The sequence below is a fragment of the Massilia sp. CFBP 13721 genome (assembly GCF_014842025.1).
In the GTDB taxonomy this organism is placed as follows: Bacteria; Pseudomonadota; Gammaproteobacteria; order Burkholderiales; family Burkholderiaceae_D; genus Telluria.
This window is the reverse complement of record NZ_JACYUY010000003.1, coordinates 163627-176311: the sequence shown is the minus strand read 5'-3', so window position 1 is coordinate 176311 and position 12685 is coordinate 163627. Positions and strand designations below refer to the sequence as shown.

At 64.7% G+C, this 12685-nt stretch carries 12 protein-coding genes; 6 read left to right on the top strand and 6 right to left on the bottom strand.

Features of this window, described 5'->3' with window-relative positions; genetic code table 11:
- Positions 1-4: 4 nt before the first annotated feature.
- From IFT60_RS03875 to IFT60_RS03850, 6 genes are all read right to left on the bottom strand, one after another.
- Complete coding sequence (locus IFT60_RS03875; protein WP_192049685.1) at positions 5-391, bottom strand: VOC family protein; 387 nt, start codon at positions 389-391, stop codon at positions 5-7.
- A gap of 44 nt (positions 392-435) precedes the next feature.
- Positions 436-855 (bottom strand): VOC family protein, encoded by a 420-nt coding sequence (locus tag IFT60_RS03870; RefSeq protein WP_192049683.1) that lies wholly within the window; start codon positions 853-855, stop codon positions 436-438.
- Positions 856-910: 55 nt separating this feature from the next.
- Entirely contained in the window at positions 911-1675 is a 765-nt protein-coding gene (locus IFT60_RS03865; RefSeq protein WP_192049681.1) for a LytR/AlgR family response regulator transcription factor, read from the bottom strand.
- Entirely contained in the window at positions 1675-2565 is an 891-nt protein-coding gene (locus IFT60_RS03860; protein WP_192049679.1) for a sensor histidine kinase, read from the bottom strand. Before IFT60_RS03860 ends, IFT60_RS03865 begins: the two co-directional genes overlap by 1 nt.
- A 2-nt stretch (positions 2566-2567) precedes the next feature.
- The gene (locus IFT60_RS03855) at positions 2568-2819 is read right to left on the bottom strand and encodes a hypothetical protein (RefSeq protein WP_192049677.1); all 252 of its coding nucleotides are present in this window, start codon (positions 2817-2819) and stop codon (positions 2568-2570) included.
- 94 nt (positions 2820-2913) lie between these two features.
- Positions 2914-3501 (bottom strand): GNAT family N-acetyltransferase, encoded by a 588-nt coding sequence (locus IFT60_RS03850; protein ID WP_192049675.1) that lies wholly within the window; start codon positions 3499-3501, stop codon positions 2914-2916.
- A gap of 315 nt (positions 3502-3816) precedes the next feature.
- Here IFT60_RS03850 and aptA point away from each other — a divergent pair, with 315 nt between their 5' ends.
- From aptA to hydA, 6 genes are all read left to right on the top strand, one after another.
- Positions 3817-5133 (top strand): omega-aminotransferase AptA, encoded by a 1317-nt coding sequence (gene aptA / locus IFT60_RS03845; RefSeq protein WP_192049673.1) that lies wholly within the window; start codon positions 3817-3819, stop codon positions 5131-5133.
- A 12-nt stretch (positions 5134-5145) separates the two neighbouring features.
- Positions 5146-6648 (top strand): CoA-acylating methylmalonate-semialdehyde dehydrogenase, encoded by a 1503-nt coding sequence (locus IFT60_RS03840; protein ID WP_192049671.1) that lies wholly within the window; start codon positions 5146-5148, stop codon positions 6646-6648.
- Positions 6649-6987: 339 nt separating this feature from the next.
- On the top strand, positions 6988-8358 hold the full coding sequence (locus IFT60_RS03835) for an NAD(P)-dependent oxidoreductase (protein WP_192049669.1): 1371 nt from the start codon (positions 6988-6990) through the stop codon (positions 8356-8358).
- Positions 8346-9665: an NAD-dependent dihydropyrimidine dehydrogenase subunit PreA gene (gene preA, locus IFT60_RS03830; protein ID WP_192049667.1), complete on the top strand. Its 1320-nt coding sequence runs from the start codon at positions 8346-8348 to the stop codon at positions 9663-9665. Before IFT60_RS03835 ends, preA begins: the two co-directional genes overlap by 13 nt.
- A 109-nt stretch (positions 9666-9774) precedes the next feature.
- A complete protein-coding gene (locus IFT60_RS03825) occupies positions 9775-11262 on the top strand; it encodes an NCS1 family nucleobase:cation symporter-1 (RefSeq protein WP_192049665.1) in 1488 nt (495 codons plus the stop codon).
- 26 nt (positions 11263-11288) lie between these two features.
- Positions 11289-12674, top strand: coding sequence for a dihydropyrimidinase (gene hydA / locus IFT60_RS03820; protein ID WP_192049663.1), 1386 nt, complete (start codon positions 11289-11291; stop codon positions 12672-12674).
- Positions 12675-12685: the final 11 nt, after the last annotated feature.

The window sequence follows — 12685 nt, the reverse complement described above, 5'->3', positions numbered from 1 at the left end:
CGAATCAGGTCGCCTCTGCATCCATTTCCATCATCCCAAATATATTCCCATCCGGATCCTTAAAATACGCCAGCCACCCAACCCCGGCAATCGCCATCTTCGGCACACACAACATCCCTCCGCAACCTTGCGCCTTCGCCATCGACGCATCGAGGTTATCGACATCGACCGTGATCACAAACGCATTCGGCGACGCCATCGGCCCCGGCCCCGGTCCGGGGCGCGGCAGCAGGCCGCCGTTGATGCCCGGCTGGCTGTCCGGCCCCGTGTTGATCATCCAGTATTCACCCGCCGGGAATTTGGTGAACGACCAGCCGAACAGATTGATATAAAAATCGATCAGCAGCTGCGGCTGGTTGGCGTGGATTTCGAAATGCACTGCGCGTGACATGAAGGCTCCTTTTCAGGCAACGATTCCGGTATCGCGTCGAAGACTCAGGATGACCCGTCGGCCTGCCACGGATCATACGTGCCGACGCTCCAGACATGCCCTTCGAGATCGCGGCAAGTGAAGCCGCGTCCGCCATAGTCTTCGTCGACCAGTGGAATGACGATGGCCGCGCCCGCATTCAGCGCGCGCGCGTGGACGGCGTCGGCATCGGCGACGACCAGATAAATGGTCTGGGTCTGGCGTCCGCCGATCTCGTCGGGCTGGACTAGCATGTCGCCGTAGGCGGAACCGCCGCGCACCGAGCCGAGCATGATCATGGCGCCATCGAGCGCCAGTTCGGCGTGAGCGACGGTGCCGTTTTCGCCGTCGACGACCAGGTGCCGCGTGAAGCCGAACACGTCGCACAGCCAGGCGATCGCCTTGTGGGCATCGCGGTAACGCAAGCAGGGAACGACAGCGGCCATTGCATCCTCCGGTAGCGAAACGTTAACCGATACTACACCCGCCGGCGAGCAACAATCACATCTGCTGGAACAGATGCGAATGATTGCGGCTGACCTCCAGCTCATGCGGGTAATTGCGCACGCGCAGCATCTGGCGCCCGCGCAGGTCGCGCGAGACTTCGGCGATAGCATCCACCCGCACCAGGGTCGAGCGGTGGATGCGCCAGAACTCGTCGGGGTCGAGCTCGTCGGCCAGTTCTTTGAGCGTTTTACGGATCAGAAGTTCGGCCGTGGCCGTTTGCACGCGCGTGTATTTTTCGTCGGACTGGAAAAACAGGATTTCGCGCGTGCTCACCATGCGCAGGCTGCCGCCCACCTGCGCCTGGATCCAGCGCAGGTAGGATGGTTTCGGCTTTGTCCCCTGCTGCTGCAGCAGGCTGCCCAACTGCGCCAGCTGGGCGCCGATGTCCTGCGGCGTTTTCTGCAGGCGCTGGCGCAGGCGTTCGCAGGTGGTGGCGAGGCGCTCGGCGCTGACGGGTTTGAGCAGGTAGTCGATCGCGCCGTGCTCGAAGGCGTCGACCGCGTACTGGTCGTAGGCGGTGGCGAAGACGATGTGGCAGCGGTCGTACAGCTGGCGCGCCGCTTCGATGCCGCCCATGCCGGGCATGCGGATGTCGAGGAAGGCGATCTGCGGCTGGTATTTATTCGCCATTTCCACCGCTTCGATGCCGTTCGAGGCGAGCGCGACGACGTCGAGTTCTGGCCAGACTTCGAGCAGGCGCGCACGCAATTGTTCGCGCATCGCGGCTTCGTCGTCGGCGATCAGGGCGATTGCTCGCATTATGCTCCCTCCATCATCTGGTATGGAATGCGCACCGAGGCGCAGGCGCCGCCGCCGGGCGGGGCTTCGATCACCAGCTCGGCGCGGGTGCCGTACAGCAGGTGCAGACGCTCGCGGATGTTGGCCAGGCCCACGCCGTCGTCTGCATGCAGGTCGATGCCGACGCCATCGTCGCAGACGTCCACGATCAGGATGGCGCCGTCGACCCGTGCCCGTACGGTGATGGTGCCGCCCGCGATCTTCGGTTCCAGACCGTGTTTGATGGCGTTCTCGATCAGGGTTTGCAGCATCATCGGCGGGAAGGGGGCGCTGCCGAGGAAGTCGGGCACCTCGAAGCGCAGCGCGAGCCGTTCCTTCATGCGCGCCTGCATGATCGCCAGGTAGGCGCGCGACAGTTCCAGCTGCTTGCCGAGGGTGGCGCCGCCGTTCGAGCGCATCTGTGGCAGGCTAGAGCGCAGGTAGGCAATCAGGTGGGCGTGCACCTTGGCCGCTTCCGGCGGATCGGTCTCGATCAGGCGGCCGATCAGGGCCAGGGTGTTGAACAGGAAGTGCGGCTCGACCTGGGCCTGCAGGGCCGCCATCTGCGCCTCGGTCAGGCGCCGCTCGAGGGTGGCGACTTCGGCTTTCAAGGTTGCGTCCTTGGCCACCAGTTCGGCGCGGCGCTTGCCGCCGGCCAGGACCTTGATACCGAACGAGATAACGAAATACCAGAGCGCCGGCTCGGGCGTGTTCAGCATGCCGAACAAGACGAGCGTGAGCAGCCAGGTCACGGCCAGCTTGCGCCAGTCGACCACCGCGACCCAGTCGAAAAACGCCCACCACAGCTTGCTCACTTCGGTGAGGGTTTCGCGCATGAGGTCGAGGGCACGGTTGATCTGGCTTGCTTGCATGGTCAGTCCTCGAGCGGGGTGGTCTTGTCGCCGTTGATGGCCAGCACCGCGTATTTGATTGCCAGGAAGATGGCGAACAGCACCAGCGCGGTCGGGATGACGGCGATTGCGCAGGCGGTCAGGAAGGCCGCCAGCAGCAGGGCGGGCCAGGGCAGGGCGGCGAAGGTGCGCAGGCCGCCGCGCAGCAGGCGCAGGCAGCGTGCGGCGGCGTCTTCGAGTTCGGCGGCGAAGGATCGGAAGGTGGTCGTTTTCATGGGTGTGCTCCTCGTGGTGAAGGTTGATGGAGGCACTGTAACCCTGCCGGCATAGGGCGGCGAGCCCCATCCGACGAAGTGCCGGTTCCGCGGGCTAACCGGTAGCGCCGGGCGACGAACGGGACAGCACACGCTCGTCCCGGTAGCGTCTGAGCAGGCCATAGTAAGCGGTATCGGCGAACTCGCCATGGACGAACCAGCGTTCCGGCATGGTGCCCTCGTAGCGAAAGCCGAGGCGTTCCAGCAGGCGCGCCGAGGCCGTGTTGCGCGGATCGATGTCGGCCTCGATGCGGTTCATGTCGAGGTTTATAAAGGCATAGCCGAGCAGCGCATCGAGTGCCTCGAAGGCATAGCCGTAGCCCCAGTGGGCGCTGCCCAGCGCATAGCCGAGTTCGCAGCGCCGGTTCTGCGCGAAGAAGCCGCGCAGGTTGCAGATGCCGATCAATTCATCGGTGGCGGCGAGCGCAATCGCATACCGGCTCAGTCCGCCTTCGCGGTAGGCAAGCATGGCTTCCTCGATCATTTGTTCGGCCTGGGCGAGCTCGGTCCAGGCGCCGGTCGACCAGAATCGCACGACCTCGGCGTCGGAAAACACGCGGAACAGCGCCGCGGTGTCGTTGTGCGTGAACGGACGCAGCCGCAGGCGCGCGGTTGTGAGAACAGGTGGCAGGATGTCGGGCATGACGTTTCTCCATCAGCCTCACGATTTGTTTATCCGCGATGGCTGAGTTTGCGTTAGATCAAAGGCATTGGCATTCTCATACTGGCTGCACGCCGGGTGATTTAGCATGCACCTTCGTCGCGGTTGACTTCGCATATATCCAAATCGATATGACTGCATCAGGGCGCGCGTTTATATTACCGGATCGGCAGGAAGTTTTGCATTTTTGCAACGACGCATGCCTGGATCGGCAGGCCCGGGACTTTACATTCGCGGCGCCGGCGTGCATTGTTAAGATTGCCTCATCGTTTTGACTAAAAACAAGGGAGAGCCTGCATGAACGAGTCCAGACCCGAATCGATGTCCGCCTTCTGGATGCCATTCACGAACAACCGCGACTTTAAGGCCAATCCGCGCCTGCTGGTCTCGGCCGAAGGCATGTACTACAAGGACGTGGACGGCAACCAGATCCTCGACGGCACCGCCGGCCTCTGGTGCGTTCCCTGCGGCCATGCCCAGCCGAAGATCGTCAGCGCGGTGCGCGAGATGATCGGCCAGCTCGATTTCGCGCCTACTTTCCAGATGGGCCACCCGGCCGCCTTCGACCTGGCCGAGCGGTTGATGGACTACACCGGGCACAAGTTCGGGCATGTGTTCTACACCAACTCCGGTTCCGAGGCGGTCGATACCGCGCTGAAGATCGCGCTGGCCTACCACAAGGCGCGCGGCGAGGGCGGGCGTACCCGCCTGATCGGGCGCGAGCGCGGCTATCACGGCGTCGGCTTCGGCGGCCTGTCGGTGGGCGGCATCGGCCCCAACCGCAAGCATTTCGGCCCCTTGCTGCCCGGCGTCGACCACTTGCCGCACACGCACAACCTGCTGAAAAACGCCTTCTCGCGCGGCGAGCCGGACTTCGGTGTCGAACTGGCGGACGAACTCGAACGCCTGGTCGCGCTGCACGATGCCTCGACCATTGCCGCCGTGATCATCGAGCCGGTGTCCGGCTCCACCGGCGTGCTGGTGCCGCCGAAGGGGTACCTGAAGCGCCTGCGCGAGATCTGCACCAAGCACGGCATCTTGCTGATCTTCGACGAAGTCATCACCGGCTTCGGCCGCCTGACGACGCCGTTCGCGGCCGACTATTTCGAGGTCGAGCCGGACATGATGACCACCGCAAAGGGGCTGACTAATGGCGTGATCCCGATGGGCGCGGTGTTCAGCAAGCAGTTCATCCACGACGCTTTCATGGATGCGCCGGCGGGCATCGAACTGTTCCACGGCTATACGTATTCCGGCCACCCGGTCGCCTGCGCCGCCTCCCTGGCCACGCTCGAGGTGTTCAAGGAACAGCAAATACTGGAACATGCCAAGGGCATGCAAGCCTACTGGGAAGACGCGGTGCATGCCTTGAAAGGGCTGCCGCACGTGATCGACTTGCGCACCATCGGCCTGATCGCCGGCATCGAGCTCGAACCGATTGCCGGCAAGCCCGGCGCGCGCGCCTTCCAGGCTTTCAAGAAGGCCTTTGCCGACGGTATCCTGATCCGCACTACGGGCGACATCATCGCGCTGTCGCCGCCCCTTATTCTCGAGAAACAGCACATCGACGAATTGTTCGGCAAGCTGGCTACCGTATTGAAGAACCTGGACTAGAAGAGACAACACATGAATCAACTTGAGGTGATTGGCCACTTTATTGGCGGCCACGTCGTCGACACTGCGGGCGAGCGCTATGCCGACGTGTTCAATCCGGCGCAAGGCGAACCTTGCGCCCGTGTGACGCTTGCCAGTGTGGATGAAGTCAACGCGGCCGTCTTCGCCGCACAGGCGGCATTCCCGGCCTGGGCCGCCACGCCGCCGCTGGCGCGCTCGCGCATCCTGTTCAAATATCTGCAGCTGTGCCAGCAGCACACCGACGAATTCGCCGCGATGATCACGCGCGAACACGGCAAGACCTTCAGCGACGCGCAAGGGGAAGTGGCGCGCGGGATCGAAGTCGTGGAATTCGCCTGCGGCATTCCGCAATTATTAAAAGGCGAATTCACCGACCAGATCGCGCGCGGCATCGACGCCTGGTCGATGCGCCAGCCGCTGGGCGTGGTGGCCGGCATCACGCCATTTAATTTCCCGGTGATGGTGCCGATGTGGATGTTCCCGGTGGCGATCGCCTGCGGCAATACCTTCGTGCTGAAACCGTCGGAACGCGACCCGTCGCCCTCGCTGCTGCACGCGCGCCTGCTGAAGGAAGCCGGGCTGCCGGACGGTGTCTTCAACGTGGTGCAGGGCGACAAGGTGGCGGTCGACGCGCTGCTCGACAACCGCGACGTGCAAGCCATCAGCTTCGTCGGTTCGACGCCAATCGCCGAATATATCTATGCGCGCGGCAGCGCCAACGGCAAGCGCGTGCAGGCTTTGGGTGGCGCCAAGAACCACATGGTGGTCATGCCCGACGCCGACATGGAGATGGCGGTCGACGCCCTGATCGGCGCCGCCTACGGTTCCGCCGGGGAGCGCTGCATGGCGATCTCGGTGGCGGTGGCCATCGGCGACGCCGGCGACAAGCTGGTGGCCACGCTGGCCGAACGCACGAAAAACCTCAAAATTGGCGACGGCATGGGCGCCGGCATGGAGATGGGCCCGGTCGTCACGCAGGCGGCGCGCCAGCGCATCGAGCGCCTGATCGGAGAAGGCGTGGAGCAGGGTGCGACGCTCGTTGTCGACGGCCGTGGCCACCAGGTCGCCGGCTGCGAGAACGGTTTTTTCGTCGGCGGCACCCTGTTCGATCACGTCAAACCCGAGATGAGCATCTACCAGGAAGAGATCTTCGGCCCGGTGCTGTGCGTGGTGCGCCTGCCGGATGTCGGCAGCGCGGTCGAACTGATCAATGCCAACGAGTACGGCAACGGCGTCGCCGTGTTTACCCGCGACGGCGGTGTGGCGCGCGAATTCGTGCGCCAGATCCAGGTCGGCATGGTGGGCGTGAACGTGCCGCTGCCGGTGCCGATGGCCTTTAACAGTTTCGGCGGCTGGAAGCGCAGCATGTTCGGCGACCACCACGCCTACGGCCCCGAAGGCGTGCGCTTCTACACGCGCCACAAGGCGGTGATGCAGCGCTGGCCGAACACGGCGAGTGCCGGCGTCGAGTTCGCGTTCCCGCAGATGAAATAAACCTTACCGCGTAGGGTGGGGTAATTGAGGCCAGTGGCCTCAATGACGTGCCCATGCGGACGTCCGCGTTGCAATACGTCCGAGCATAGGGACGTAGGGTGGGCGGGGTAATGCAGGCCAGTGGCCTGCATTACGGCCCACGCGGTGATAGTTATAGCGAGATCAGCCACACGACAAATCGGAGGACAGGTATCACCGCGTGGACTCAGGAGTCCACCCTACGCCCTTCGATCAAATAGCAGTCCAGCAAAGGTATCGATTCCAGCAGCGTCCGCAACACCAGCAACACCGTATGAAGCAGTCGAACACCAGCACTCCAACAATAAAACAGGGATGCACATGATCGAGACTCTCCAGCACCTGCCACCGGCCGCCGACTCGCACGGCGCGCTCGCGGCGCAATTCACGGACCTGGCGCCGCCCCTGACAGATCGCCAGGCGGCCATCGAGGCGGCCCGCTGCCTGTACTGTTACGACGCGCCCTGCATGCGTGCCTGTCCCACCGGCATCGACGTCGCCAGCTTCATCCGCAACATCCACGACCAGAACATCAACGGCGCCGCCATCGGCATCCTCAAGGCCAACATCTTCGGCGGCAGCTGCGCCCGTGTCTGCCCGACCGAGATCCTGTGCGAGGACGCCTGCGTGCGCAACCACTACGCCGAACGCGAGCCGGTGAAAATCGGCCTGCTGCAGCGCCACGCGATCGACAATGCCAGCTTCGCCGGCCACCCGTTCGCGCGCGCACCCGCGACCGGCAAGACGATCGCCGTGGTCGGCGCCGGCCCCGCCGGCCTGTCGTGCGCGCACCGCCTCGCCATGCTCGGCCACGACGTCGTCGTGTTCGAAGCGAAGCCGAAAGCCGGCGGCTTGAACGAATACGGCATCGCCAAGTACAAGCTGCCCGGCGAATTCGCCCAGCAGGAAGTCGATTTCCTGCTGTCGATCGGCGGCATCGACATCCAGTATGGCCAGGCGCTGGGCGACAACTTGCAGCTGCAGGACCTGCACGCGCGCTTCGACGCGGTCTTTCTCGGCCTCGGGCTCGGCGCCAGTCGCCGCCTCGGCCTCACCGGCGAAGACGCCCCCGGCCTGATGGCCGCCACCGACTACATTGCCGCGCTGCGCCAGGCGAGCGATCTCTCGACCCTGCCGGTGCCGCGCCGAGCGATCGTCATCGGCGCCGGCAATACGGCGATCGACATGGCGGTGCAACTGAAACGCCTTGGCGCCGACGAAGTGACCTTGGTCTACCGGCGCGGCTTCGACGCCATGAGCGCGACCGGCCACGAGATCGAAATCGCCAAGACCAATTTCGTGCGCATCAAGACCTGGGCTTCGCCGCTGGAAGTGCTGTTCGACGAAGGCGGCCGCGTGGCCGGCATGCGCTTCGAGGAAACGCGCATGGACGAGGGACGGCTGGCGCGCACCGGCACCTTTATCGAGATCGCGGCCGACGCCGTCTTCAAGGCCATCGGCCAGGCGATGGCGCCGCCGCCGGAACTCGACGCGCTGGCCCAACATCTCTGGCGCGATGGCGAGCGCATCGCCGTCGACGCCGCGCTGCGCACCAGGGTGCCTGGCATCTACGCCGGCGGCGACTGCGTCGCGCTCGGCCAGGACCTGACGGTGCAGGCGGTCCAGCACGGCAAACTGGCCGCGCTGGCCATTCACAACGACATCGCAGCGGGGGCAGCATGGCCGACCTGAGCATCGATTTTTGCGGTATCAAAAGCCCGAATCCATTCTGGCTGGCCTCGGCGCCGCCGACCGACAAGGCATATAACGTGGTGCGCGCCTTCGAAGCCGGCTGGGGCGGCGTGGTGTGGAAGACGCTGGGCGAAGATCCGCCGGCCGTCAACGTGTCGTCGCGCTACTCGGCCCATTACGGCAAGAACCGCGAAGTCATCGGCTTCAACAACATCGAGCTGATCACCGACCGCAGCCTGGAAATCAACCTGCGCGAAATCACCGCCGTGAAAAAGGCCTGGCCCGACCGCGCGATGGTCGTTTCGCTGATGCTGCCGTGCGAGGAAGCGCCGTGGGCGGCCATATTACCGCTGGTGGAAGCGACCGGCGCCGACGGCATCGAACTGAACTTCGGCTGCCCGCACGGCATGCCCGAGCGCGGCATGGGCGCGGCCGTGGGCCAGGTGCCGGAATACGTGCAGATGGTCACAAGCTGGTGCAAGAAGCACACGCGCCTGCCCGTCATCGTGAAGCTCACGCCGAACATCACCGACGTGCGCGCCCCGGCACGCGCCGCGCTGGCCGGCGGCGCCGATGCGGTCTCGCTGATCAACACCGTCAATTCGATCACCCATCTCGACCTCGACCGCATGATCGCGTTCCCGCAAGTCGGTAACGCCAGCACCCACGGCGGTTATTGCGGTTCGGCCGTGAAACCGATCGCCCTGAACATGGTGGCCGAGATCGCGCGCGATCCGATCACCGCCGGCCTTCCGATTTCCGGCATCGGCGGCATCGGCAACTGGAGAGATGCAGCCGAATTCATCGCGCTGGGCGCCGGTTCGGTGCAGGTGTGCACGGCGGCGATGCTGCACGGTTTCCGCATCGTCGAGGAAATGAAGGATGGCCTGTCGCGCTGGATGGACGAGAAGGGCTATGCCAACATCGCCGCTTTCTCGCGCAAGGCCGTGCCGAACACCACCGACTGGAAATACCTGGACATGAATTACCAGGTGATCGCCCGCATCGACCAGGACAAGTGCATCGGCTGCGGCAAGTGTTTTGTCGCCTGCGAAGATACCTCGCACCAGGCCATCGCGCAATTGGTGCTGGAAAACGGCGCACGCCGCTACGAGGTGATCCGCGACGAATGCGTCGGCTGCAACCTGTGCGAAATCACTTGTCCGGTCGAGGCCTGCATCGCCATGGTGGCGCAGGAAACGGATAAGCCGTACATGAACTGGACGCAGGATCCGCGCAATCCGCGGGCGGAGATCCGGCCGGCGCCGGGCGTGACGGAAGCGGTCGCGGCGATCGAGCCGGCCTGAACGGGGGGCAGGGCGCGGGCGGTTAGCCGCTCGCGCCTGCATAAATGTTTGCGCTACACTGGGTTGAACCAGCAACCTGTTTGGAGATACCCGTTTGGAAAAGTCTACCTTGACGCAACACCCCGTCAGCAACGAACTCTGGAATCACGACCTGGCGCCCACCAGCGCCGCCCAGCGCACCTGGCGCTGGTACCACTTCGCCGCACTCTGGGTCGGCATGGTGATCAGCATTCCGGCCTACATGCTGGCCTCGAGCCTGATCGAAGGCGGAATGTCGGCCTGGCAAGCCGTGATGACCGTGTTCCTCGCCAACGTGATCGTGCTGTTGCCGATGCTCCTGATCGGCCATGCCGGCACCAAATACGGCATTCCCTACGCGGTGCTGGCGCGTGCTTCCTTCGGCACGCGCGGCGCGCGCCTGCCGGCGCTGATGCGAGCGATCGTCGCCTGCGGCTGGTACGGCATCCAGACCTGGTTCGGCGGCAGCATGATCTATACGCTGCTGGGCGTGCTGCTGGGCAGCCCGATCGGTGGCGACAACCTGCCGGGCCTGGGCATCAATGGCGGCCAGCTGGCCTGCTTCCTGGCCTTCTGGGCGATCCAGATGTATTTCGTCGTGCACGGCATGGAGTCGATCCGCAAGCTGGAAACCTATACGGCGCCGCTGAAGATCGCGATCTGCTTCGTGCTGCTGTGGTGGGTCTACGACAAGGTCGGCGGCTTCGGGCCGCTGCTCGACCAGCCTTCGCAGTTCGTCGAAGGCGGCACGAAAGCCGGCCTGTTCTGGTCCGTGTTCTGGCCTTCGCTGACCGCCATGATCGGCTACTGGGCCACGCTGGCGCTGAACATTCCCGACTTCACGCGCTTCGCCAAGAGCCAGCGCGACCAGGTCATCGGCCAGTCGCTCGGCCTGCCGCTGCCGATGGCGTTGCTGGCGGCGCTGGCGGTGACCGTCACCTCGGCCACGATCGTCCTCTACGGTAAAGCCTTGTGGGACCCGGTCGACGTCGCCAGCCGCATGACCGGCGTGGCGGTGCTGGTCGCCTTATTGATCCTGCTGATCGATACCGCCAGCGTCAACCTGGCCGCCAACCTGGTCGGGCCGGCCTACGATTTTTCGGCGCTGTCGCCGCAGCGCATCTCCTACCGTGTCGGCGGCTACATCACGGCCGGCATCGCGCTGGCGATGATGCCCTGGAAAATCCTCGAGTCCTCGCAAAACTACATCTTCATCTGGCTGACCGGCTATTCGGCGCTGCTCGGACCGATCGCCGGCATTATGATCATCGACTATTACTTCATTCGCAAGACCGAACTCGACGTCGGCCAGTTGTACCGCGACGAAGGCGCCTACACCTACCGCGGCGGCTGGAACATCGCCGCGATCGTCGCCTTTGCCGCCGGCGTGCTGCCCAACCTGCCGGGCTTCCTGAACGCGGCCTTGCCGGCCTCGTTCCCGCACGTGAGCGAGGCGTTCAAGACGATCTATACCTATGCCTGGTTCGTCGGCGTCGTCATTGCCGCCATCGTGTACGGCCTGATGATGAAGGGCCGCACGACGCAGGCAGTACGCACGGCGGCCCGCTCTCCAACCTGATTCCCCAACCTGACAATGGAGTGTCCATGACGACGATCATCCGCGGCGGTACCATCGTGAACGCCGACCGCGCTTTCCGCGGCGACGTGCTCTGTTTCGGCGACAAGATCGTGGCCGTCGGCGAGAGCATCGACGCGCCTGCGAATGCCACCGTCATCGACGCGGGCGGCCAGTACGTGATGCCGGGCGGGATCGATACCCACACCCACATGCAGCTACCCTTCATGGGCACCGTCACCGCCGACGATTTCTTTACCGGCACTGCGGCGGGCCTGGCCGGCGGCACCACGACCATCATGGATTTCGTGATTCCCGACCCCAAGCAGCCGCTGATGGAAGCCTGGCGTAACTGGCGCGGCTGGGCGAGGAAAGCGGCCGGCGACTATACCTTCCACGTGGCCGTGACCTGGTGGGACGAATCGGTGCATGCCGACATGGGCACGCTGGTGCGCGAGCATGGCGTCAACAGCTTCAAGCACTTCATGGCGTATAAAAACGCGATCATGGCCGACGACGAAACGCTCGTGAAAAGTTTCAGGCGCGCATTGGAGCTGGGTGCGATCCCGACCGTGCACGCCGAGAACGGCGAACTGGTCTTCCAGTTGCAGCAGGAGCTGCTGGCACGCGGCATCACCGGCGCGCGCGCGCACCCGCTGTCGCGTCCGCCCGAAGTCGAGGCCGAAGCGGCGAATCGCGCGATCGCGATCGCCAACGTGCTCGGCACCCCGGTGTACATCGTGCACGTGTCCTGCGCCGAATCGCTCGATGCGATCACCCGCGCCCGCGCCAAGGGCCAGCGCGTGTATGGCGAAGCGCTGGCCGGGCACCTGGTCATCGACGACAGCGTGTACGCCAGCGAAGACGAGGACTTTGCCCGTGGCCACGTGATGAGCCCGCCGTTTCGCGGCAAGCACCACCAGGCGGCGCTGTGGCAGGGCCTGCGCGGCGGCAACCTGCACACGACGGCGACCGACCACTGCACCTTCTGCGCCGAGCAAAAGGCGGCCGGCGCCGGCAACTTCACGCGCATCCCGAACGGCTGCGGCGGCGTCGAGGAGCGCATGGCGGTGGTCTGGGATGCCGGCGTGAATTCCGGCACCCTGACACCGTCGGAATTCGTGCGCGTCACCTCGACCAACGCCGCCCAAATTTTTAATATGTACCCGAGGAAGGGCGTGATCGCGGTCGGGGCCGACGCCGACATCGTCGTCTGGGACCCGCACGGCAGCCGGACCATCTCGGCCAAAACACAGTTCGCGAAAGGCGGCTTCAACGTCTTCGAGGGCCGCACCGTGCGCGGCATCCCGACCCACACGGTCGCCGCCGGCAAGCTCGTCTTCGAACGCGGCGACCTGCGCGCCGAAGAGGGCGCCGGCCGCCACATCGACCGGCCGGCGTTTACGACGCTGTAGGGTGGACGGCT

Bases quoted from the DNA above. Each gene is read 5' to 3' on its own strand.
- IFT60_RS03855 (WP_192049677.1), bottom strand. From the start codon at position 2,819: ATGAAAACGACCACCTTCCGATCCTTCGCCGCCGAACTCGAAGACGCC.
- IFT60_RS03850 (WP_192049675.1), bottom strand. From the start codon at position 3,501: ATGCCCGACATCCTGCCACCTGTTCTCACAACCGCGCGCCTGCGGCTG.
- aptA (WP_192049673.1), top strand. From the start codon at position 3,817: ATGAACGAGTCCAGACCCGAATCGATGTCCGCCTTCTGGATGCCATTC.
- IFT60_RS03865 (WP_192049681.1), bottom strand. From the start codon at position 1,675: ATGCGAGCAATCGCCCTGATCGCCGACGACGAAGCCGCGATGCGCGAA.
- IFT60_RS03840 (WP_192049671.1), top strand. From the start codon at position 5,146: ATGAATCAACTTGAGGTGATTGGCCACTTTATTGGCGGCCACGTCGTC.
- IFT60_RS03875 (WP_192049685.1), bottom strand. From the start codon at position 391: ATGTCACGCGCAGTGCATTTCGAAATCCACGCCAACCAGCCGCAGCTG.
- IFT60_RS03835 (WP_192049669.1), top strand. From the start codon at position 6,988: ATGATCGAGACTCTCCAGCACCTGCCACCGGCCGCCGACTCGCACGGC.
- hydA (WP_192049663.1), top strand. From the start codon at position 11,289: ATGACGACGATCATCCGCGGCGGTACCATCGTGAACGCCGACCGCGCT.
- IFT60_RS03870 (WP_192049683.1), bottom strand. From the start codon at position 855: ATGGCCGCTGTCGTTCCCTGCTTGCGTTACCGCGATGCCCACAAGGCG.
- IFT60_RS03860 (WP_192049679.1), bottom strand. From the start codon at position 2,565: ATGCAAGCAAGCCAGATCAACCGTGCCCTCGACCTCATGCGCGAAACC.
- preA (WP_192049667.1), top strand. From the start codon at position 8,346: ATGGCCGACCTGAGCATCGATTTTTGCGGTATCAAAAGCCCGAATCCA.